The sequence below is a fragment of the Enterococcus cecorum genome (assembly GCF_052119425.1).
Taxonomy (GTDB): domain Bacteria; phylum Bacillota; class Bacilli; order Lactobacillales; family Enterococcaceae; genus Enterococcus_E; species Enterococcus_E cecorum_C.
The window spans coordinates 1-24,570 of record NZ_JBQKFH010000005.1 but is presented as its reverse complement, the minus strand read 5'-3'; the positions used below and the strand labels follow the sequence as shown (position 1 = coordinate 24,570).

At 35.5% G+C, this 24,570-nt stretch carries 18 protein-coding genes and 1 rRNA gene; 13 read left to right on the top strand and 6 right to left on the bottom strand.

All coding sequences use genetic code 11. From position 1 onward, the window contains the following. Nucleotides 1–98: 98 nt before the first annotated feature. The 5 genes from ACTQZM_RS01895 to ACTQZM_RS01875 are packed head-to-tail and all read right to left on the bottom strand — an operon-like array spanning nt 99 to nt 7,465. Complete coding sequence (locus tag ACTQZM_RS01895) at nt 99–1,019, bottom strand: hypothetical protein (protein WP_441652728.1); 921 nt, start codon at nt 1,017–1,019, stop codon at nt 99–101. Next, nucleotides 1,016–2,197: an ATP-binding protein gene (locus ACTQZM_RS01890; protein ID WP_349110620.1), complete on the bottom strand. Its 1,182-nt coding sequence runs from the start codon at nt 2,195–2,197 to the stop codon at nt 1,016–1,018. The genes ACTQZM_RS01895 and ACTQZM_RS01890 overlap by 4 nt, the downstream gene beginning before the upstream one ends. After that, a complete protein-coding gene (locus tag ACTQZM_RS01885; protein ID WP_441652727.1) occupies nt 2,197–5,163 on the bottom strand; it encodes a type III restriction-modification system endonuclease in 2,967 nt (988 codons plus the stop codon). The genes ACTQZM_RS01890 and ACTQZM_RS01885 overlap by 1 nt, the downstream gene beginning before the upstream one ends. 11 nt (nt 5,164–5,174) lie before the next feature. Continuing rightward, complete coding sequence (locus ACTQZM_RS01880; protein WP_441652726.1) at nt 5,175–7,232, bottom strand: site-specific DNA-methyltransferase; 2,058 nt, start codon at nt 7,230–7,232, stop codon at nt 5,175–5,177. Continuing rightward, on the bottom strand, nt 7,229–7,465 hold the full coding sequence (locus ACTQZM_RS01875; protein ID WP_007049039.1) for a helix-turn-helix domain-containing protein: 237 nt from the start codon (nt 7,463–7,465) through the stop codon (nt 7,229–7,231). Before ACTQZM_RS01875 ends, ACTQZM_RS01880 begins: the two co-directional genes overlap by 4 nt. A 354-nt stretch (nt 7,466–7,819) precedes the next feature. On the opposite strand from ACTQZM_RS01875, the gene ACTQZM_RS01870 reads away from it, so the two are divergent. From ACTQZM_RS01870 to ltrA, 4 genes are all read left to right on the top strand, one after another. Then, complete coding sequence (locus tag ACTQZM_RS01870) at nt 7,820–8,887, top strand: recombinase family protein (RefSeq protein ID WP_441652725.1); 1,068 nt, start codon at nt 7,820–7,822, stop codon at nt 8,885–8,887. Between the two features lie 31 nt (nt 8,888–8,918). Continuing rightward, nucleotides 8,919–9,209, top strand: a complete 291-nt coding sequence (locus tag ACTQZM_RS01865; protein ID WP_441652724.1) for a DUF4368 domain-containing protein — start codon at nt 8,919–8,921, stop codon at nt 9,207–9,209. Between the two features lie 177 nt (nt 9,210–9,386). Continuing rightward, the gene (locus ACTQZM_RS01860) at nt 9,387–10,589 is read left to right on the top strand and encodes a multidrug efflux MFS transporter (protein ID WP_441652723.1); all 1,203 of its coding nucleotides are present in this window, start codon (nt 9,387–9,389) and stop codon (nt 10,587–10,589) included. A 434-nt stretch (nt 10,590–11,023) separates the two neighbouring features. After that, nucleotides 11,024–12,412: a group II intron reverse transcriptase/maturase gene (ltrA, locus tag ACTQZM_RS01855; protein WP_441652722.1), complete on the top strand. Its 1,389-nt coding sequence runs from the start codon at nt 11,024–11,026 to the stop codon at nt 12,410–12,412. A gap of 75 nt (nt 12,413–12,487) precedes the next feature. On the opposite strand, the gene ACTQZM_RS01850 is transcribed toward ltrA, so the two are convergent. Then, the gene (locus ACTQZM_RS01850) at nt 12,488–12,670 is read right to left on the bottom strand and encodes a YjzD family protein (protein ID WP_047341511.1); all 183 of its coding nucleotides are present in this window, start codon (nt 12,668–12,670) and stop codon (nt 12,488–12,490) included. 133 nt (nt 12,671–12,803) lie between these two features. Here ACTQZM_RS01850 and ACTQZM_RS01845 point away from each other — a divergent pair, with 133 nt between their 5' ends. The 9 genes from ACTQZM_RS01845 to ACTQZM_RS01805 all read left to right on the top strand — a co-directional run. Beyond that, nucleotides 12,804–16,112 (top strand): DNA polymerase III subunit alpha, encoded by a 3,309-nt coding sequence (locus tag ACTQZM_RS01845; protein ID WP_441652721.1) that lies wholly within the window; start codon nt 12,804–12,806, stop codon nt 16,110–16,112. 156 nt (nt 16,113–16,268) lie between these two features. After that, complete coding sequence (gene pfkA / locus ACTQZM_RS01840; protein ID WP_441652720.1) at nt 16,269–17,231, top strand: 6-phosphofructokinase; 963 nt, start codon at nt 16,269–16,271, stop codon at nt 17,229–17,231. Nucleotides 17,232–17,303: 72 nt separating this feature from the next. Continuing rightward, entirely contained in the window at nt 17,304–19,070 is a 1,767-nt protein-coding gene (gene pyk, locus ACTQZM_RS01835) for a pyruvate kinase (protein WP_441652719.1), read from the top strand. A 178-nt stretch (nt 19,071–19,248) separates the two neighbouring features. Continuing rightward, nucleotides 19,249–19,809: a YceD family protein gene (locus ACTQZM_RS01830; protein ID WP_441652718.1), complete on the top strand. Its 561-nt coding sequence runs from the start codon at nt 19,249–19,251 to the stop codon at nt 19,807–19,809. A 51-nt stretch (nt 19,810–19,860) separates the two neighbouring features. Continuing rightward, nucleotides 19,861–20,034 (top strand): 50S ribosomal protein L32, encoded by a 174-nt coding sequence (gene rpmF, locus ACTQZM_RS01825; protein ID WP_047242983.1) that lies wholly within the window; start codon nt 19,861–19,863, stop codon nt 20,032–20,034. A gap of 168 nt (nt 20,035–20,202) precedes the next feature. Continuing rightward, complete coding sequence (gene gndA, locus ACTQZM_RS01820; protein ID WP_047338785.1) at nt 20,203–21,615, top strand: NADP-dependent phosphogluconate dehydrogenase; 1,413 nt, start codon at nt 20,203–20,205, stop codon at nt 21,613–21,615. 113 nt (nt 21,616–21,728) lie between these two features. After that, entirely contained in the window at nt 21,729–22,415 is a 687-nt protein-coding gene (locus tag ACTQZM_RS01815) for a response regulator transcription factor (protein ID WP_018345213.1), read from the top strand. Continuing rightward, the gene (locus ACTQZM_RS01810) at nt 22,412–23,923 is read left to right on the top strand and encodes a sensor histidine kinase (protein WP_205247310.1); all 1,512 of its coding nucleotides are present in this window, start codon (nt 22,412–22,414) and stop codon (nt 23,921–23,923) included. Before ACTQZM_RS01815 ends, ACTQZM_RS01810 begins: the two co-directional genes overlap by 4 nt. Before the next feature lie 537 nt (nt 23,924–24,460). Further along, nucleotides 24,461–24,570: ribosomal RNA gene (locus ACTQZM_RS01805) — 16S ribosomal RNA — on the top strand; the annotation flags it as partial.

Sequence of the window (24,570 nt, the reverse complement as noted above, 5' to 3'; positions counted from 1 at the left end):
CCTCCAATCTTCTGTTTGAATACAGTATAACTGGAGAACTAGATAGATGCGATACACCTCGTTATTGGGCGCTTACCGAAATGGTAGGTGAGATAATTTTATTTCTCATCTTCGCCAAAATATAACATCTTGCCAGAAGTCGGTTCTCTTTTTGGTTCAACATATTTGATTCTATATATTTTACACCTAAATTTTTCTAATGATTTGTCAACTTCATCAAACACATTTTGATAAATTAATGTATTTACAGAGCCATGAATATTTTCTTCCTCTGATATAAAATATTTTTGATTAAGTTCTGAAACCTTTAAAGCACACACTGCAAAATTTTCTTTGTTATTCTGTAGTAAATTGAAATGATATGCTTCAGAACGAAATTGATAAACAATATTTCGCATTTTATCAAAAATATCATCATATGCGGATTGACGTATACTTTTGTTCGATATCATAAAGTCTAGATTTCCATATGCATTATCAAGTTGGCCTAATTCAGTGGATGCTACATGACAATAACTATCCATGCAATATTGTAAAGAATCCATATATTGTTTCATGCTAGTATTATAATATTTTTCTAACTCATCATTGATATCGTCATTTTCATTAAATGGCATTGGAATATTTTCTTGATACCAGGAAATCAAAGATTCCTTTGCTATATGTTCAATTTTTGTATTCTCAGAGATAAGTGAAAATTTTTCTATCCGCTCATTAGAATTCTCTTCCTGTAAAGCGTTTAACACTAATTCTGCTGGAGCATCAAAATCAAGGTATTTAATTTTCCTTAATTCTTTTAAAACTTTAGTAGCCTGAAGCCAGAATTCTTCCATAGACTTTTGTTTTTCTACAAAATATTCTGTAAGTGACATTATAAATCCTAAAAGAGCACTTCCAAGAATAGCCATTTCAATGTCATAAAAAATAGAATTTGATTCTTTTCCAATTGCGAATGCTAGTACCAAAGCAATAATGGATATTGCCAACGTGATTATTGTTAACCATTTTTTTGCTTTCATTTACAAGCCTCCTTACGAAACGCAACGAGCATTTTTTGTAATATCTGTGAATTCCGATATTCCTCTTTAATTACATCCATATTATAACCTTCTATTTCTTCAAAATAGGGCATCCATATGTTGCTGCTGTATTCTTCCTTATTATTCCAGTTATAGAAAACATAATTTTTAAAACGTTCTTTTTCATCATTTGTTTCAAACAAAAGAATGCAATCCATAAATTTATCATGTGCTATTGTTTCATCATCACCATCCGGATGATAATAAAATACATTTACAATATGTTCAATGGAATCTTTGATAAAATACTTAAATGAAATATCCCAATGATGGTATTTAGTTAATGAAATACCATCTGTTCTTGGCGATGGTGTAAAATAACGTCCACCATCAAGTGACAGTCCCTCTAATGAAGCAAGCATTGTTTGATGATAGTACAAATTAATATCGTACCACCTAGGATGGATATCAGTTTGATTAAACAAGTAATACTGATATCCGTCCTTTGAATCATCAACTATTGATTCTATTGTGAATTCAGGTGAAAATCTATAATATAACTTTTCGGAGTTATAATTATCAGGAGAACAATCCCATAAATTAGAATTTTTTAAATACATCATAATTCTATCTAATGGTGATTCTAATAATCCAAATCTTTTCCGCCATAAAAATTCAACATCGTTTAAATCGGCCTGCTTATCAATAGGTGTGTTATTATCTACAACTCGTGTATACACATGGTATGCTCTTACAATCTTTCCATAGTTCTTTCCATCTTTATTTTTTACGTCTTTATCTTGATAATCTTTTTCTAAATAATACGGAACTTCAAGACTGTCTTTTATGATAAGAACATCAATCTCATGATTATTAATAGTAAAGGTCTGCATTTCGATTCTTGGACGAGTACTTCCGACAAATGTAATGTTTCTTAATATATCGGTAATGCCTTGTTGATTTCTTCTGTATGAATCATTTTCTACGCCTGTTATAGAACAATCATCATCTGCTACACCAAATATAATGTAAGAGTCTCTTCTTGGACGGTTATTTGCCATACATAAAATATCATGAACAAGTTCAGCTTTATCATGATGGTGCTCTCTCTTGAAATCCCACCAATCATCTTCTCGTCTCGTCTTTATTAGAGAGATCACTAATTGTTCTGTATCCATTATTCTTCAACCTTTATAATCTCATTGATAATCTGTGCCATTTGTTTATTTCCTAATTGGTCTCTGAAATGGACTGTATAGCCATCTGCAGTAAGCATATTAAAGAATACTTTTGCACATTCTATTTTTGCTTTTTCAGTACCTCTCAAATCTGTTTTGTTTTCAACATCTTTTGTTTCAACAATAAGATTCAATTCTTTATGTCCGTTTTTATGCTTTACTACATACATAAAGTCTGGGCTATACATTCCGCCAGTAATTGTAGGAATAGCAATGCTTGCTCTAGGAATTTTTCCGTAGACAATAACTTCATCTATATCAGCAGTAATATTGTCTTTTTCCAATGGCGAATCATATGCGTAGGAATCGTATAAATACTTGTCACTAGGGGTTCCAGGAACAATTTTTGTGCCTATCCTTCCTTGCGATATTTCGCTCCTTACAGTTCCGTCTGCATAAGTAAGTGCTGTTGCACCTAACGGAGCCTTACTGCGTTCATATCTAAATCTTCCTTGCAAATTGTCATTCTTCCATGCAGAAAATTCTGCACAGAAACCTGCTACCGTATTCTCATTGATATGTGCAGTAAACTCTGTTCCATGATTTTGTGCATATTTAGTCAGTGCTGTGTGTAATACTTTAATTGGTAAATTTGTAGCAGATGATATTCTTTTTAGAAAAACATTGTATGGAATTGTTTTGTGAATTACATACTGTACCCCTGTTTCTCTTATAGCATTCATCTCGGCTCCATTGCTTTCAACCACATCTCGGTCACTGCGCATAACCAAATCCGTAAAAACTCCCGGCTTTTCAAAGAGCTTCAACAAAACATCATCTAAATTATCATTTAAATCATTATCATAAAACAACAAATATCTGTGATTGATAGTTTCCCAAAGTTCCTTTATGTCGTTATAAACAGCTTTGCGGATTTTCACAGGTTTTGGTTTATCTTTATTTCTATCTTTAACTTTTCCAGTAGATAAGCCTGTAGCAAAATCAGGATATTCTGCAAAGAACAAATCTCTTGTTTCCGGTTTGATATTAAGATGTCTGTCAATGTAACGCTTATCATAAAGTTCATCAAATAAATCATCACTTGATTTGCCGATTTTCTTTGCTACTGCATTCAATTTTTCTTCAGAAATAATTGCTGTTTGTGGAAGTTCTCCATTTATTTGGTCCACAAGTTTTTGAGCAAAGTCTGCCTCTGTAAAATCAACAATATAATTCAGTGTGAACTCTTCATTAGATATTCTATTTCCGTTTTCATCAACAGGAAGACGTAATCCTCGTCCTACTTCCTGAAGCTTACTGTTTTCACTTCCACTTGAACGAAGTTTTGCAATAGTAAACACATTAGGATTATCCCAGCCTTCTTTTAAAGTCCATTTAGAAAAGAGAAAACGTAGTGTATTCAGTGTTCCATCTTCATTCTTAAAAGACAAAAGCTGTGTTTTACCATGTAAAATGGTATCAATCTCTTTTGCTATGTCTTCATCTGAATCACTATTATCTTGAGAGAAATACCCCGCATGACAAGCACTTAAATCTGAAAGGCTTGCTTCGAGATAGTCTCTATATTCTTTATCGTGTTCATTTAAAGATGATATGGTTTTTTCTATTTGTTCTTTCAACAACTCCTCAAACATTGTTAGAAGATATGGCTTCTTGCCGTCATCACTACTTCGATATGATGTGATGTCATCAATGAAAAACAATGCTAAGGTTTTAATCTTATAGTTGCGATTACAGAAATTTTCTTTTTCTGTTTCAAAATGACGCTGCAGAGCCAGTCTCAGCATCTGTTCCTGATATGAGGTCATGTAAATATCAACATCAAGTTCCTCTCCGGAAGTCTTAATAATTCCGTTGGAGAATTCAACCGATGTTTTATCAATTACAGAAATAGTTATTCCCTCAAAAGCATCACTAATAATTGATAAAGAATCTCCTTTTTTCAGTGTAAAGTTTCTTGTTGCTTCATCTTTCTTTTTATACTGAAAATGAACTGCTTCTTTGCTATCAATAGATGTTATTTTTACTTTTTCTTCTTTCTTTGAAACAGGCTCAAAATGTTCCTTTGCTACTCCCTTGATTAAACCCTGATTAAAAGATGCACAAGCATTTAAATCATAAAGAAGATTTTGGTAATCCTTAATTGTAATTTTATTTTTCCCTCTTCCTGAAGTTCTTTCTGGAAAAGTTGCACCAAAACGGATAATCGATTGAGGCTTAATCTCATCGAGAATAACTTTAAAAGCTTTTTGATCACGTGAAAAGCGATGTGGTTCATCAATTATCACAATTGGCTTAGTAGATGCAATGGCATTGAATGGTCTATAAAAGCCTTCCACTCCATAGTCATAATCATCACGAGTTAACATTTTACCATTTGTCAATAATTGCATATTAACAAGCAATACATATATTTTCTTTGTGTTTTGGCAAGAACCTTTTACAAATTCACTTACTACACTAGGAAAATAAGAACGCCCTTTTTTCTTGTTTTTCGGTGATTCCAGTACCAATGTTTCAATTTCAGTTCCGTATCCACAGCCATCGGTGAAATGGCGTCTTGCATATGGTTCGTTTAAGAATTGCTCTGTACCGGCTTTAATTGCCAGAGAGGGTACAGCAATGATAAATTTATTAAAGCCGTATCTTTTATGCAGTTCAAACATCGTCTTTGTATAGACATATGTCTTACCTGTTCCTGTTTCCATCTTTATATCCAGATTGAGATACTCACAGTCTGAAACAGGAACATTTGAATGATATTCCGGCGGTAACTCAGATTGCAATCTTTTTATATTTGTTGCAATGTGAGCATCAGCCAATGAAAAAGTGGGATTTGTATAAAATTGTGTTGGTGCTGAAATATAGGCACCGCTAAATACATCGACAATAGCATCAATTGCTTTTTGCTGATGTGGTAATTGTTGTTGGAGGATTAGTTCCATGTTATGCCTCCTTAATAGCGTACATCAAAGTTTATACGAAGGTTCTTTTCCGTATCTTTGAGTCTTGCTAAATTCATTTTAAGGTCTTCTGTCATAGTCCAAACAAAACTATATCCGAACAACACTACATTTTCCGGATTAAAGTTACCGTCCGTTTCATATTTATCGACAATGGCAGTAATAGCGTCTTTTGTAATATCAGCATCAATGAGATATAGGTGTTTATCAATGAAATATCCCGTATATCCCTCAAAATCTATTTTTTGTACATCTGCATTAAACCCGTATCCGTCACGAACAAGCCATGTTGTCAAAACAGTATTTGTTCCAAAATCTGTAAGGATATCATTTGTTAAGAACATACCTTGATTTTCTGGAACAAAATTTTCCAATTTATCAAGAGTAGTTGTATTTGGCTCTTCAAGGGTATAGTGCTTAAAGCCAAGAGCAACTTTTGCATCTGGGTATGTTTCTTTAATTTTAGATGTTGCCCTATGAATTCTTTCTAACCCAACTTGATCAAGTGTATGCTTTCGATTTACACTATCTAAAAAATCAAGAACTTTCTGCGTTTTTGCTTTTTCAGTCTTTGAATCATTGGAAAATTTTTCATCTAAATCTTCTGGTAACTGAACAGCAATCATGGTTCTGTTACCATTGCTTTCAGCGTTCAATGATAGTAATGCTTCAAAAGAAGATGCAGAACCAGAAAAGAAGTCTAAACATATATCTCCATCATTTGAACCTATATGGAATACTTTCTTTATTAAATAAGTTGGTTTTGGAAAATCAAACGCATCTCCCATCTCATAGGCGGTTAGTTCCTTTGAACCTTGTTCTGTTATAACATTTGTTTCTTCCCAAATATCATCGTCTTCTCCCGATAAATCTCCTACCAAATCATCTTCATACCATATGGTTTTAGCTTTAAACGTTCCTTTTCTATATTTCTCATAGCATCCATATTTACCGGTGTTCTTTTTCTTTGCCACTAATTCACTTTCCATAGATGAGGATGAATTATTAAAACGGTTAAATTTATCTTTCCCCCAACGCCAACAACTTTCCTCACCTTCACTGTTTAACGGTAAAATTTCAATGCTGAATTCTTCGCTTTTTTCTAGTGAAACAGGACAATATCCACATTCATCAATTGAATTTGGATTTGTATATATTGGATAGTAAAGATTTGGTCTATTAAATTTTCCAAATTTAGGGTTTCTGTTTCTCAATTCTCTTTCTTCAAATTCTCCAATATTATCTTGTTTATCAAATGCTCCTTGTCCTTTACTTAATTCATTAAGTTCGGTTGAAATATTCTTTGTATAAACAAAAAGATATTCATGAGTTTTAGCAAGTTGTTTATATGTTTGCCCTCTCTTATTTGCTTGAACGATAATATTTGCGACAAAGTTTTCTTCTCCAAAAACATCATCACATATCAGTTTTAGATTACTTTGTTCATTATCATCAATAGATATAAAAATAACTCCATCATCGGTGAGCAAATCTCTCGCTAACAATAAACGAGGGTACATAAACATAAGCCATGCAGAGTGAGAAGCTGAACCTCTCTTTGTCAAATCAAGAATTCTTTGCGCTTGTTCATCGTCAATGCTTAACTTTGTTGATAACTCTTCAGCCGAAAAGTTAAAATTATCATTATAAACAAATCCATCAGAGCCTGTATTATATGGAGGATCTATATAAATACATTTAACCTGATGTGCATAGCTTTTTAATAATTGTTTTAATCCGTCAAGGTTATCTCCTGAAATATAAATATTCTGGCTATCTTTGTTTTCTGGTTTGTTGTTATGTTCTTCGTCTGGCACAATAACAGTAGTAGTATCAATAGATGCTAACAAGCGAGCATAATTCTTTCCGAGGAATTTTAATTCGTAACCTTCATTACTAACCATTAACTTGTCACTTAAATATTCTTTGAATCTTTCAATATCAAAACTGCCGTCTGCGTTAAAGCAGGCCGGAAAATTTTCCTTCAATACTTCTATTTGTTTAGTGTTTGGAAGTATTTCTTCATTTGAATTCAAAATATCTTTAATCATTTTTCTTTAACCTCCACAGTGTAGTTAAGCCATGCCTCTTCAACAGTTGAATAATCTATATCATGGTTAAGGCAAAATTCTTTAATGCTTTTCATCGCATTAATGTTAGGTTTTGCTTTTCCACATTCCCATCTATTTACAGTTGAGAATGCAACTTTTACTTCTTTAGCGAAATCATTTTGTGTTAATAGACTTCGTTGTCTAATTCGCTTTATCTCTTCCGGTAACTCCATATCGCATCTCCTAGTCTTTGTAATCTCAAAAATATAGCGTTATTATATCGCATAATTATGAATTTTTCTACCTCTTAGATCCTCCGGCCTATATGACTTGGAGTTTTTTTATTTTTTATTCTTCAAAAACGTCCTTTTAGTTATCTTCCCGTGGCTACTAGTTAAAGGAAATTTAAAAAATTTTTCTTGAAAGGGTAAAAAACAGGCATTTGTATTTGCCTGTAACTTGTAAGGAAAAAGATTTTAAGAATTGGTACTTAAACGTATCAGTTTTGTCTTTTCACTGTTGAAAGATAAAAAAGGAGGAAATTCATATGGTAAAAGCTGAAAATATACCGCCATATCTAAAGGCAAATGCCAAATGGTGCAACTGGAGGTACGAGAATAGAGATTAAGGTAGGTTATTACACGGAGATTGCTTTTCCGGAAGCTGAAGTCAGATTTATTGCCATCAACAATGGAGTTGACAGTGCCAATCAGCAAGAAAGTGATTTTACACCATTTCTTAATATTATTAATGAATGGTACGCCAAGGACACGAGCAAGAAAATCAAAGCTGTGTTTAAGTCCAAGGGCGAATCTGGAAAGCCATTGTGTACAAATCCACCTTATGGATATATGAAAGACCCTAAGGATAAGAATCATTGGATCGTGGATGAGCCTGCCGCAGAGATCGTAAAAAGGATATTTCAATTATGTATTGAGGGATATGGTCCAAGTCAGATTGCTAAAAAACTCGAAAACGATAAGGTGCTTATACCTTCTTCCTATTTCAAAGAAATCGGATTGTATCCGTCAGCACCTACCACCGAAGAACCTTATGCATGGGTGCCTAGGACGGTAGCAGATATTCTTGACAGGCAGGAATACCTTGGTCATACGATCAATTTCAAAACAAGGAAAAAATCCTATAAGCTAAAGAAAACAATCAAGAATGATCCATCAGAGTGGCAAATTTTCAAAAATACACATGAAGCTATTATTGATGAAGACACATTTCAGACGGTAAAGCGAATTCGTGACGGAAGACGCAGACCTACACCTCTCGGAGAAATGCCAGTATTGTCCGGCATGGTATTCTGTGCAGACTGTGGTTCAAAGTTATATCAAGTCAGAGGCAAAGGCTGGAGTCATGACAAGAAATATATGGTCTGTGCCAACTATCGCAAACGAGGCAAAGACACCTGCACTTCCCATCAAATACGCAATGTGGATATTGAAAATGTTCTACTTTACATGATTCAGCAGGTAACAGCGTTTGCTAGAGAGCATGAAAAGGAGTTTGTTGAGATGGTTACAAAGTCAAATGTTAAAGCGGTTGAACGTGAAATTCGTGAAAGCAAGAAAGAATACGAACAATCACAGACCAGAGTCAGCAAGCTCGATACCATCATTCAAAAGTTGTACGAAGACAATTGTTGAAGGTAAAATCAGTGATGAGCGTTTTGAAAAAATGTTAGCAACTTATGAAACCGAGCAGAGTCAACTAACACATCGTCTTGCAGAACTTGGACATATCATCGATACAGCCAAACAGAAATCCTCTAATGCAGACCGTTTCCTTCGATTGGTTAAGACTTACACAGATATCAAGGAACTTAACGCTGAGATCATCAGAACTTTTATTGAGAAGATATATGTTTACGGAAACGAAAAGCCTTGGGACAGGAACACCAAAAAGCTAAAGGTAATTTTCAACTTCATTGGTGAAGTACATATTCCAAGCAATGTAAAAAAGGCATAGCCGATTATTACGACTATGCCGATATTTTACAGGATTACAAATCCCTTATTGAGTTGCCCTTTGCGGTCGTCCTTTTTTGATTTCTTGCGAGAATAAAAATTTCCGGTAAATCTGTTGTCAATCTAAGCAAAATTGCGCTATAGTATTATTTGGTGAAAAAAGAAGGAAGGTATTAGTTTGAAAATTGATTGGAAACGAAATTTATACATATCATGGATTGGGTGCTTCTTTACTGGGGCTAGTTTTAGTTTGGTGATGCCTTTTATTCCAATCTATATTGAGCAATTACATACACCTAAAAGCCAAGTTGAACTATATGCAGGATTAGCGATTTCAGTGACCGCTTTGGCCGCAGCACTTGTCGCACCGATTTGGGGAAATTTAGCTGATCGTAAAGGCCGACGATTAATGATGATTCGAGCAGCGGCAGGGATGACTTTTTCGATGGGAGCACTGGCATTCGTACCTGATGTTTATTGGCTATTATTTATGCGTTTTTTAACAGGCGTACTTTCAGGATATATTCCTAATGCCACGGCTTTAATTGCCTCACAAGCCCCACGTGAGAAAAGTGGTTGGGCGCTTGGTACATTGGCGACTGGTGCGATTGCCGGAACGATGATTGGTCCTTCATTAGGAGGGATTTTAGCGGAAATATTTGGGATTCGCAATGTATTTCTAATTACCGGAACCGTGCTATTAATTACGTTAATTTTGACAGTTACGATGGTCAAAGAAGATTTCAAACCTGTTCACAAACAAGAAATGCTTTCGTTAAAAGAGTTGTTAGCGAAAATGCATAATGTACAATTATTATTTGGTCTATTCGTTACCTCGCTAATTATTCAGGTAGGGATTACTTCAATTAGTCCGATTTTAACCTTATTTATTCGTCAATTAAATGGCAATCAAGGCAATGTATTATTTGTAAGTGGTTTGATTGTCTCTATTTCAGGGGTGTCTGCGATGATTTCTTCGCCAGCTCTAGGAAAACTTGGCGATAAGATTGGTAACCATAAGATTCTATTAGGTGGCTTAGTATTCTCCTTAGCGTGTATTTTACCGATGGCATTTGTTCACAGTACTTTGCAATTAGGGATTTTACGATTTTTACTAGGCTTTTCTACCGGTGCTTTAATGCCATCAGTCAATACTTTGATTAGTAAGATTACGCCGCCTGAAGGAGTGAGTCGGATTTACAGCTATAATCAAATGTTTTCAAACTTTGGACAAGTTGTTGGACCGATGATTGGTTCGACTGTTGCGCATGGATTTGGATATCGTAGCGTGTTTATTGTGACTTCGATTTGCATCTTTTGTAATTTGTGCTTATCACTCTTTAATTTTCGTAAGCCGATTGTCTATTATATACCAGAATAAAGTAAAAAACGTGATTGCTAAATGTAAGCAATCACGTTTTTTGTGCGCCTGGCATGGGTGTTAGACTTGGTGGTGAAAGTCCACTACAGGCTTGGCAGTAGGAACTGTTAGCTGACAGCAAGGGTGTCCTCGGCGACGGGGAATCTGAAGGAAGCTCGAGGCAAATACTTGCACCGACGAACAGAAATTTCATACAAGGCCATGTAGAATGGATGAGCTTGCAAAACAAAGCAAAGTCCAATACTGCCCGGGTTCTGCATGGTAAATGAAGCGGTGACATGAGTAGAAGGTCTGCACTCTTACCCAGGGAGGTCTCACTAGCGGTAACACCGTAGTAACAACAAATAGTGAGAAGTCAGCAGAGGTCATAGTAGAGGGAACTCGAAGGACCGAACAATAATCAACTTACAACTGAAAGGAGGTTAGGAGATACGATGACAACAGAAAATAGCAAACAAGCTAGCAAATCTCAGAAGAATAAGGCGGAACCTAAAAGATATGAGAATGCGTTGAGTATGCTCTTAGGCAATGCGAAGAAAGTAAGTGGTGGACACCCATTTATGGAAGAAATCACAACGCTAGATAATTTATTACTAGCATGTGAAAGGGTCAAAAAGAACAAAGGTCAACCAGGAATTGATGGGATGACAGTGGAAGAAATTGAGGGACATATCCGACAATATCATCCACACATCCGAAGAAAGTTGATGGATGGAACATATAAGCCTCAGCCGGTAAGAAGGGTACATATCCCAAAACCCAATGGGGGTACAAGAAGTTTAGGGATTCCTGTTGTGAGGGATAGGGTTATCCAACAAGCGATTAGACAGGTAATAGAACCATTCATAAACCCAACATTCTCAAGGTCAAGCCATGGATTTAGACCAGGAAAAAGCCCCAAAACAGCTATGAAGCAAGTCACTAAGTACTATGAAGAAGGATATACTTATGTTGTAGATTGTGATTTAAAGCAATACTTTGACACAATTAATCATGATAAACTGATGTACCTACTAGGAAAACATATTCCAGATAAAAGGGTACTTACTATCATCAGGAAATTCCTTACATGTGGCGCCATAGATATGAAAAATGGGTTTAAAATGACACGAAAAGGAGCGCCACAAGGTGGCGTTATCTCACCTTTATTGAGTAACATTTATCTACATCAACTTGATGAAGAATTAGAACGAAGAGGGCATAAATTCGTGCGGTATGCGGACGATTTTGTCGTCTGTGTTAAATCACAAAGAGCTGGAGAGAGAGTAATGGAAAGCATTACGAAATTTCTAGAGAAAGAACTAAAACTCACGGTCAATAGAGACAAGAGTAAAGTTGGAAGCCCAACACGTTTAAAATTCTTAGGCTGTCTGATGAGAAGAGTAAACAAGACCTGTCGTTTTACAGCTACCAAAGAAAAGCAAAAGTCATTTCTAGATTCGTTGAGATATACGACAAGAAGAAATAGACCTGGAACAATGAAAGAAATCATTAAAGAACTTAATCTGAGGATTAGGGGATGGATAAACTACTTTGGTATAGGTCACATAAAAGGCTTTATAAAGAGAACTGAGGCATGGTTGAGACGAAGACTCAGACAGCTAGTACTCAAGAGATGGAAGAAGTGTTCAACGAAAATCAACTGGCTGATAAAATATGGACTAAGCGAGGACGAAGCAAAATGTATCGCATATTCACGCAAGAAATACTGGAGACTGTCTAAGACAAAAGAAGTTCATAAAGCCATGAGTAACGAAAGAATACATAAATGGGGGCTAGTCTCCATGACAGAACTAGCCCAAAAAGTCTACTTAAGTTATTGAACCGCCGTATACGGAACCGTACGTACGGTGGTGTGAGAGGTCGGTTAGTCAATTAATGACTAACCTCCTACTCGATTAATTTTGTTTTGCTTTTTTTGGAACGCAGACATTTGCAACAATGATGACAATGATGCCTACTAAAAAGGATAGTTGTGCGGTAACAGTAAAATCATATTGACCACCTGTTAATGCACTACCTAGATAGCCAACAACTTGACCTAAAATCATTGCCCAAAACATGGTAACGATATATTTCACAGAAATTCCTTCTTTCCTGTTTAATCGTCTTTTAGTTTAACATATTTTCAGCGATTGTAAAGTCTTTGCTTGTTGTCAGTTGCGATAATCTTCAGTACAATAAAAAGGAAGAATCAACGAAAGGAGCAAGCGTATGAGTTATGTGCCAATCTATACCAATAGTGCCTATACCTTGATGAATAGCACTGTTAAGGTTAACGAATATATTGATTTAGCCCAAAAGATGGGTTATCAAAGGCTGGGATTGATTGATGAAGATACGTTAAGTGGGGCTTTGACATTTTATCAGTCTTGTCTAAAAGCAAATATCCAACCGATTATTGGTTTAAAATTTTCATATTACTCACAACGTATGAAACGAAATCTGCCTTTAATTGCTATTGCTTTAAATTATCAGGGATTTCAGTCTTTAATGGAAATTTCTACAAAAAGAAAGTGTGAAGAAGTCGTTCATTTAGCTGAAATCACTCATGTACAGCAGTTAGCCTGGGTTGTTAATTTTGAACATCCATTGGCTAATCCTGAGATGGAAAATACTTATCGCCTTGATTTGATAAATGAAATCAAAGCATCTCTTCCTAAAGTCTATTATGGCATCCAAATTTATGAAAAAGTAACTCAAGACTTTTTAGAAACATTTGACTTATTGCCTTTAGCACTCTCTAAAGTAAATATCTTGCATAGCGAGGAAGCATTTGCCTTGAAGGTCTTACAAAAAGTACAGCGTGGTGAAGTATTGACATCAGAAGAAATCCAATCAGCTCAACATTCACAAGCTTACTCGCTCTTATCTGAAGAATCTTATCAGCGCTATTATCAAGAAAGTGTACCTAGTGCGCTTGAACATTTAAGTCATTTATGTGAGCAAGTACAATTGGAGATTCCTTTGCATCAGGCTCTTTTACCACAGTTTCCATTGGTGGCTGGTCAAAAAGCTGATGAAGTATTAAAAGCACTCTGTGAGCAGCAATTACAAGCATTTCATTTAGAGGATAATCCTACTTACCAAGAAAGGTTAGCCTATGAATTATCTGTCATTCATAATATGGGCTTTGATGATTACTTTTTAATTGTCTATGATGTAATGAAATATGCCCATGATCAAAAAATCGTTACGGGAGCTGGGCGTGGTTCGGCGGCGGGAAGTCTAGTCGCTTATTTACTTCGCATTACGGATGTCGACCCAATCAAGTATCAGCTACTTTTTGAACGTTTCTTGAATCCTGACCGTCAAACAATGCCCGATATAGATTTAGATATTCCAGATAATCGCCGTCAAGAAGTCTTGCGTTATGTACACCAAAAATATGGACATTATCAAGTAGTGCAGATTGCGACGTTTGGTACGATGGCAGCAAAAATGGTCTTAAGAGATGTCTCAAGAGTATTTGGATTGTCGCAAAGTGAAAGCAGTCATTGGTCTAAAGCTGTTCCTAATACTTTAAAAATTACTTTAGCACAAGCCTATCAACAATCCAAAGACCTTCGCCAGTTAATTGAGCGCTCTAAGAAAAATCAGCTAATCTATCATGTTGCTTCTATTTTAGAAGGATTGCCACGTCATGTTTCAACCCATGCAGCAGGGGTCGTTATCAGTGATATTGATTTGCGAAGTTTAATTCCTTTGCAACTAGGTTCAGATGAATTACTTTTAAGTCAATATACGATGAATGATGTGCAAGCTACTGGATTGTTGAAATTTGACTTTTTGGGTTTAAAAAATTTATCGATTATTGATGATGCATTAAAAGCGATGCGTCATTTTCCAAATGCGATACGTAGTCAAGCTGAAATCCCTATTGATGAAGCAGAAACGATGAAAATCTTTCAAAAAGCGGATACTACAGGGGTATTTCAATTTGAATCTTCTGGTATCCGCCAAGTATTAAAAAGAGTGGTACCGCAGAATTTAGAAGATTTAGCAGCGGTAAATGCACTGTTTCGACCAGGCCCTATGCAACATATTGATGAATTTGTGGCTAGACGATTCAAGAAACAAAAGGTTACCTATGTCGATCCGCGGATGAAAAAAATTCTATCCAACACTTATGGCATCATTGTCTATCAAGAGCAAGTCATGCAAATTGCTTCAGAAATAGCTGGCTTTACTCTTGCTCAAGCCGATATTTTACGTCGAGCGATAAGTAAGAAGGATAAAGACGAAATGGATAAATATCGCCAAATTTTCGTTCAAGGTGCTGTTAGTAATGGCGTACAACAAGCAAGTGCCAATCAGATTTACGATTATATTGAAAGCTTTGGAGATTATGGGTTTAATAGGTCCCATGCCTTTGCTTATTCAAAAGTAGCTTATCAAATGGCTTATTTAAAGGTTCATTATCCAGCAGCCTTCTTTACGGCATTAATGAAATCTGCCCAAAACGATGTGAAAAAATTAAAAGAATATGCCCATCAACTAAAAAAATACCAGGTTCAATTGCTTGGACCAGATATTAATCAAAGTCAATTAGAAACATCGATGGTTCAGTTACATACTATCAGAATTGGTTTAGCGAATATCAAGGGTACGCGTAAAGATTTCTTGCGCCAGATGGTTAAAGAACGCTACGAAAATGGAGCGTTTAAAGACTTTGATGACTTTTTAATGCGGGGTTATCATCAGAATAGTCATTGGCTCAAAGAAGAATTTTTAGTACCTTTGATTGCAGTCGGTTGTTTTGATCAATTAGGTGAAAATCGCAAACTTCTAATGCAACAATTGTCCAGTAAGATTCAAAATTTTGTCATCAGTGCGGGAAGTCTAGATTTATTGGAGACGATGACTTTAAGCGTAGATGAGCAAGTTGCTGAATATGCCCTTGAAGAAAAATTAGCATTAGAAAATCAATATCTAGGGATGTATCTATCTGGACATCCGCTAGATCGCTATCAGTCTTACTTCCAACAAGAAAAAGTAGTAGAAGTTGCGCACTTGGTAGCCAATCAACGTGCCAGTATCTTGCTTTATCTGACAAATATTAAAGAGATAACCACGAAAAACCAGGAAAAAATGGCCTTTATTACCGGAAATGACGGGACACAAGAAATAGAAGTGACCATTTTTCCGACACTTTTCCGACAAATTCGTCAAAATCTGCAAGTCAATCAGTGTGTATTGATTAAAGGAAAAAGTCAAATCAGTACTTATAGTGGACAAATTCAATTTTTAGCTGAACAAATGTATTTTAATGAACAAATCCAAAATCAGTTACAACAGAAGACTTGCTACCTTCGTTTTGAAAATGGTTTTGAAAATGAAAGTTTGATGTATCAGTTACAAAGCGTGTTAGAAAAACATCATGGAACTGTACCGGTTGTTATTTTTGATGCACTTAATCATCGGAAACAAATGATTGATGAAAAATTTTGGATTAAAGAATCTGCTGACTTGTATGCTGAACTTAGACAATTGTTAGGTAAAGAAAACGTTGTTATGAAATAAATTGCACATATTTTCAATTTATCTTTACATTTTTCTAATTTTTTCAAGATACTACAAGACATTTTCATAAATTAATGGTAAAATACTGTTCGTGGCTAAGATTAGCAGGGAACATTTATTTTAATGTGTCAAAATATTTTAATGAGGTGAAATTATATGAAACGCATTGGAATTTTAACCAGTGGTGGAGATGCGCCAGGTATGAATGCAGCAATTCGTGCTGTCACTCGCAAGGCCATCTATGAAGGAATGGAAGTATATGGAATCAACTATGGTTTCGCGGGATTAGTTGCAGGAGATATCCGTCGCTTAGATTTAGCTGATGTTGGTGATAAAATTCAACGCGGTGGTACTTTCCTTTACTCTGCACGTTATCCTGAATTTGCTACTTTAGAAGGACAACTTAAAGGTATTGAACAATTGAAAAAATTCGGTATTGAAGGTTTAGTTGTCATCGGCGGAGATGGATCTTACCATGGTGCGATGGCTTTAACAAAACATGGTTATCCTGCTGTTGGTATCCCAGGAACAATTGATAATGATATTCCGGGAACTGATTACACAATCGGTTTTGATACTGCAATTAATACAGTATTAGATGCTTTAGACCGCATTCGTGATACAGCAACTTCACACGTTCGTACATTTGTTATCGAAGTAATGGGTCGTGGTGCTGGAGACATCGCTTTATGGGCTGGTGTTGCCGGTGGTGCGGATGATATTATCATTCCTGAACATGATTTTGATATGAAAGAAGTTGCTGAACGTATTCAACAAGGTCGTGACCGCGGTAAAAAACACTGCTTAATCGTATTAGCTGAAGGTGTGATGGGTGGTAACGAATTCGCTGAAAAATTAGCTGAATATGGTGATTTCCATACACGTGTATCTATTTTAGGACACATTGTACGCGGGGGTTCTCCAAGCGCTCGTGACCGTGTATTGGCAAGTAAATTTGGTGGTTATGCCGTAGATTTACTAAAAGAAAACAAAGGTGGTTTATGTATCGGTATCGAAAACGAACAAATCGTTGCTCGTGACATTATCGATATGTTAGAAAATCATAAACATAAACCAGATTTATCTCTATATCAATTAAATCGCGAATTGTCAGTTTAATTGAGAGCTTAATCTAGTAAATAATAAGTATTTTACTTATTTTTAAAATAAACGAATAGGAGCAAAGTAGTAATGAAAAAAACAAAAATTGTTAGTACATTAGGACCAGCAAGTAATAGTGTCGAAACAATCGCAAAATTGATCGAAGCAGGTGCCAACGCATTCCGCTTTAACTTCTCACACGGTGACCATGAAGAACAATTATCTCGTATGAACATGGTACGTGAAGCGATTAAATTAACAGGTAAAGATGTTGCGCTTTTATTAGATACTAAAGGTGCTGAAATCCGTACAACAGTTCAAGGTACTGAATCAGGTAAAATCGAATTCAATATCGGTGATATCGTACGTATTTCAATGGATGGCGAACATGTAGGATCAAAAGAAAAGATTGCTGTTACTTATCCAGGATTATATGACGATGTTCATGTAGGTGGTCATGTATTATTTGATGACGGCTTAATCGACATGAAGATTTTAGAAAAAGATGAAGCAAATCGTGAATTAGTTACTGAAGTACAAAACGCAGGTATTTTAGGTTCTCGTAAAGGGGTTAACGCTCCTGGTGTATCTATCAGCTTACCAGGTATCACTGAAAAAGACGCAGACGACATTCGTTTTGGTCTTGATAATGATATTAACTTTATTGCTGCAAGTTTTGTTCGTAAAGCACAAGACGTTTTAGAAATTCGTGAAATCTTAGAAGAAAAGAACATGACTCACGTTCAAATCTTCTCAAAAATTGAATCTCAAGAAGGTATCGACAATATCGATGAAATCTTGAAAGTATCTGACGGTATCATGGTTGCACGTGGTGACATGGGTGTGGAAATTCCAGCTGAAATGGTACCAATGGTTCAAAAAACAATCATTAAGAAATGTAATGCTGCAGGTAAAGCCGTAATTACAGCTACTCAAATGTTAGAATCAATGCAACACAACCCACGTCCAACTCGTGCGGAAGCTTCTGACGTTGCGAACGCTGTATTTGATGGTACAGATGCAACAATGTTATCTGGTGAATCTGCTAATGGACAATACCCAGTTGAAGCTGTTTCAACAATGGCTCGTATCGACATGGAAGCTGAAAAACAATTAGCTAAAATTGGCACATACAAAATTGATAACTTTGATAAGACAGATGTTACTGAAACAATCGGTATGGCAGTAGCAACTGCAGCTAAAAACTTAGGTGTTAAAACAATCGTTGCAGCTACTGAATCAGGACATACTGCTAAAATGATTTCTAAATATCGTCCAGATGCAGATATCTTAGCAGTTACTTTTGACGAACGTACAAAACGTGGTTTAATGTTAAACTGGGGTGTCTATCCAACAGTTACTGAAAAACCAACTACAACTGATGAAATGTTTGAATTAGCTACTAAGAAGGCTGTAGAATTAGGTTTTGCTAAAGAAGGAGACTTAATCTTAATTACTGCTGGTGTACCAGTTGGTGAACGCGGAACAACTAACGTAATGAAAATTCAATTAATTGGTTCTAAATTAGTTGAAGGCCAAGGTGTTGGTAGCCGTTCTGTAGTTGCCAATGCAGTTGTTGCTAAAACTGCTGAAGAAGCAATTGCCAACGCAAAAGATGGCATGGTATTAGTAGTGCCTACTACTGATAAAGAATTTATGCCAGCTATCGAAAAAGCAAGTGCATTAGTTGTTGAAGATGGTGGTTTAACTTCACACGCTGCTGTTGTAGGTATTGCTAAAGATCTACCAGTTATCGTTGGTGCTAAAGGAGCAACTTCAGCTGTGAAAGATGGCGAAGTTGTAACTGTAGATTCTCGTCGTGGTATTGTATACCGTGGAGAAACAACAACTATCTAATTGAAACGATTCTTTAGATAAACATGGGTGGGTAGATTGTCGAAAGATGGTTTATCCACCTTTTTTAAATAATCTTTTTATTAGAAATTACAGATAAATTTAAGGTGTCAAGAAAAATTCATTGACAAAGCTAAAAACCAACTGTATAATAGCTTTTGTTGCTTAGGGGTGAGATAAGATGAAATATTCTTTATTAGAATTAAGAAAGTATCAAGAACAAACCATTGAATTAAATGAAACACTTGATTTAAAAGAGGCTGTCTTAGCACGTGACTCACAAGTTATTGATCTAGCACCTGTTCAAGTAAGTGGCTTTTTAGAAGTAAAGGCAAATGAGTATTTTACCCACTATCATTTAACTACTGTAATGACTTTACCTTCAAGTCGGTCTCTTGAACCTGTGGCTGTTCCATTATCAGTTGATGTGGATGAACTATTTATGACACCTGAGCAATTTAAAATGAAGGATGATAGTATCCCTGATGAAGAAGTTTTGATTTTGGATACTCAGACTTTGGATTTAGAAGCATCAATCATCGATAATCTTTTGCTTGCAATTCCACTTCAAGTATTGTCTGAAGAGGAAAGACAAAATGATGACTTACCATCTGGCAATGATTGGCAAGTAATCTCAGAAGATGAATATCTTAGTCAAAAACAAGCAGAAAGTGAAAATCAAATTGATCCTCGTCTTGCAAAATTATCAGCATTACTCGATTCTGAGGATGAAGATAAGTAAGATTGGAATAAAAGCAGAATTTCTGCAATTTGAAATAAGGAGGTGTAGCAAATGGCAGTACCAGCTAGAAGAACTTCTAAAGCTAAAAAAGCAAAACGCCGTACTCACTACAAATTATCAATTAACGGCTTAAACGAATGCCCAAACTGTGGTGAATTAAAGAAAAGCCATCACGTATGTGCAAACTGTGGCTACTACGATGGTAAAGATGTGGCAGCTAAATAATGCTTAAAATCAAGTAAGCACTTAAACCCTTAGGCTAACCATGGGGCCTAGGGTTTATTTTTTTTACTCAAAAGGATTTTACTTTTAATCATAAGCGTTTTAGGCTATAATGAAAGAGTCTATTGAAAAGCCTGTGAAAATATCCAGGTAAAATTAGGAGGAATGAACATGACGAAACAGCAAATTGGTGTTGTTGGTATGGCTGTAATGGGTAAAAACTTAGCCTTAAATATTGAAAGTCGCGGTTATTCAGTTGCACTATACAATCGTACAGGATCAAAAACAGAGGCCGTTGTAAATGAACATCCTGAAAAAAACTTTAAAGCAACATATACCATTGAAGAATTTGTACAATCATTGGAAAAACCTCGTCGAATCATTATGATGGTTCAAGCAGGAAAAGGAACAGATGCTACCATTCAAGCATTGTTGCCTCACTTAGATAAAGGGGATATTTTAGTTGATGGTGGGAATACCTTCTTCAAAGATACAATGCGTCGTAATGAAGAATTAGCTAACTCTGGTATTAACTTTATCGGTACAGGGGTTTCTGGTGGTGAAGAAGGCGCGCTGAAAGGTCCATCTATCATGCCTGGTGGTCAAAAAGAAGCCTATGATTTAATCGCACCAGTCTTAGAACAAATTTCTGCTAAAGCTGAAGATGGTGCACCTTGTGTGACATACATTGGGCCAAATGGTGCTGGTCATTATGTTAAAATGGTGCATAACGGGATTGAATACGGTGATATGCAATTAATCGCTGAAAGTTATGACCTATTGAAAAATGTTTTAGGTTTATCCAATGATGAATTAGCTGAAACATTTGCTACATGGAATAAAGGTGAGCTAGATAGCTTCTTAATGGAAATTACAGCTGACATTTTAACACGTAAAGATGATTTAGGTACAGGTAAACCCATTGTTGATGTCATTTTAGATGCAGCTGGTAATAAAGGTACTGGTAAATGGACAAGTCAAAGTGCATTAGACTTAGGTGTGCCACTTCCATTAATTACGGAATCTGTATTTGCTCGTTTTATTTCTACTTATAAAGAAGAACGCGTCAATGCTAGTCAAAAATTCCCTAAAACACAGTTTGAGTTCCAAGGGGATAAAGCTGAATTCGTTGAAAAAATTCGTCAAGCGTTATACTTTAGCAAAATCATGAGTTATGCTCAAGGATTTGCTCAATTGCGCCAAGCTTCTAAAGAATATGACTGGCAATTACCATTTGGCGAAATCGCAAAAATCTGGCGTGCAGGTTGTATCATTCGTGCACAGTTCTTACAAAAGATTACTGATGCGTATGAAAAGAATGATGATCTTGAAAACTTATTATTAGATGATTACTTCTTTGATATTACAGTTAAATATCAACAAGCTGTTCGTGATGTAGTGGCATTAGCTGTTCAAGCAGGTGTTCCAGTACCAACCTTCTCATCAGCGATTGCCTACTTTGACTCTTATCGTGCGGAAAAATTACCAGCAAATATTATCCAAGCCCAACGTGATTATTTTGGTGCACATACTTACAAACGTACAGATCGCGAAGGTATTTTCCATTACAATTGGTATGAATAATTAGATTAGGCAGGCTCAATGAATTCTTTTGAGTCTGCCCCTTTTTTTTCTTTCGTATCCATGATAGAATTGTGCTAGCATGATTAAAAAGATTAAAGGAGATATATGTATAGATGAGTAACGTATTAATTATTGAAGATGAAAAAAATCTTGCTCGCTTTGTTGAATTAGAATTAAAACATGAAGGTTATAGTACAGAAGTTCATTATAATGGTAGAACTGGTTTAGATGCTGCCTTAAATAAGGATTGGGATGCTATTTTACTTGATTTAATGTTACCTGAATTAAATGGCTTAGAAGTTTGTCGTCGCATTCGTCAAAGTAAAAATACGCCAATTATTATGATGACTGCTAGAGATTCAGTGATTGATCGTGTATCCGGCCTTGATCACGGCGCAGATGATTATATTGTTAAACCTTTTGCGATTGAAGAACTACTTGCTCGTCTTCGTGCTTTATTACGTCGTATTGACATTGAAGGGGATAAAAACGCGGCTAAACAAACGACATTAACTTATCGTGATTTAACCATTGAGAAGGAAAATCGTGTCGTTCGTCGTGGTAATGAAATTATTGAATTGACTAAACGCGAATATGAATTATTGCTCACACTAATGGAAAGTGTGAATGCGGTATTGGCACGTGATGTATTGCTCAATAAAGTTTGGGGATATGAAACTGAAGTCGAAACTAATGTAGTGGATGTATATATCCGTTATCTACGCAATAAAATTGATGTACCTGGTGAAGATAGTTACATTCAAACAGTTCGTGGTACTGGATATGTGATGCGTTCATGATGAAAATGATTAAGAAGAAAAACAAGGAGCTAAAGGGGCCTTCTTTAACCATTAAGTGGGCCTTAGCAAGCTCTTTCTTCATCTTTGTCATTTTTACGGTTTTTGCAGTAACAACGTATAAATCAGCTGTTAGTCTTTTGGTAGAAAAAGAGCGCAAACAAAGTGAAGAAACCACTTATCAAATCGTATCGAAATTGGCCGATAACGATCAATCGCTGACTTTGATTAACGTGTATCGCAAATTAACAGATAGTTCAGAAAGTCAAGCTAGATTATATGACCGTACTTCGACATTAAAAGGCAATATGATGAGTATCGATCCATTTATTGCTGAGTTAGGTCAAAATAATTTCCGCCTTTATGTATATAATCCGGATTATCATCTGGTTTTTAAAACAAAAGAAGAAAGCCTTTCTCTACAGTCGGTGGAGACCATTGAAAATAAGCTCACAACGATTAATCAACAAGCTGGTTTGTTGAGCGTGCAACCTGTGATATCAAAGCAAACGAGAGAAAAAATTGGCTATGTGCAAACTTTCTATGAATTGAGTTCAATGTATGAGATGAAGCGCAGTCTATTAATGATTTTAATCGCAGTTGAATTGATTTCACTCTTACTTAGTCTGATTTTAGCCTTTTTGCTATCTTCATATTATTTGAAACCGTTAAAGATGTTGCGCGATACAATGGAAACAATCCGCAAAGACCCACAATCTGATATTCATGCACCGGTCATTGAAACACGAGATGAATTATCTGATTTGTCGGAAATCTTTAATGAAATGATTGATCGCATGCGTACTTATATTGAGCAACAAGAACAATTTGTGGAAGATGTTTCACATGAATTAAGAACACCGGTAGCCATTATTGAAGGTCATTTGAGCATGCTGAATCGTTGGGGAAAAGATGATCCAGAAATTTTGGAAGAATCATTATCTGCAAGTATGCAGGAAATTAAGCGTATGAAAGATTTGGTTCAAGAAATGCTTGATTTATCACGCGCGAAACAAGTAGACATCTACTATGGTAATGAAACTTGTCAGGCTAAAGAGGTGGTTAATCAAGTATTTAACAACTTTAAATTGTTATATCCTGATTTTATGTTCGTGATGGATGATGACTTACCAAGAGAACGAACACTACAAATTTATCGTAATCATTTCGAACAAATCTTAATTATCATTCTAGACAATGCGGTAAAATACTCTTTAGATCGTAAAGAAATCCACGTAAGTATTTCAAGTAACATGAAAGAACTTGAAATTGCAATCCAAGACTTTGGTGAAGGGATTCCAGTTGAAGATCTGCAAAAAGTATTTAATCGTTTCTATCGTGTGGATAAGGCACGGGCAAGGACAAAAGGTGGGAATGGCTTAGGTCTTTCAATTGCCTATCAGTTGTTAGAAAGCTATAAAGGACGAATCACCGTTGAAAGTAGTCTAGGGCAAGGTACAATTTTCAGAATATATGTTCCAATTATTGAAAGTGAACAAAATTCATATTAATTTTTTATAATGAAGCAGTTGCTATTTGCGGCTGCTTCATTTTTACGAATAATTAATCTAAAAATCGCCGATGATATTTATGCTTTTAAAATGAATTCCGAATTATATTACAATAAATGCTCTTTATGTTCGAGACAAAAAATAATCAAAAAAATATAAAATTTATGCTTGCATTTTGTAGAAAGACTTGGTATATTATTACTTGTCCTCGAGATAAATGAGGACTTAAAAAATAATAAAAAAAGTAATTGACATCTAAAAAGTTATATGATACTATAACAAAGTACTTGATTTAAGAAAACATCTTTAATCAAGGGTTTGAAAAAAGTTTTAAAAATCATTTGACAAACAAAGTTTAATGTGATAAACTCTAGAAGTTGTCAATACGACAAAGTAGACCTTTGAAAACTGAACAAATAAATGCAAACAACCAATGTGTAGGGTCTTTAGTTTATTGCAAACTAAAGAAAAATACATGCAAGCAATAGCTAGCAAAATCAATTTTGAGCTTAAAGTCATTTATGACTTATCAATACTTTTTATGAGAGTTTGATCCTGGCTCAGGACGAACGCTGGCGGCGTGCCTAATACATGCAAGTCGAACGCATTTTCTTTCACCGTAGCTTGCTACACCGAAAGAAAATGAG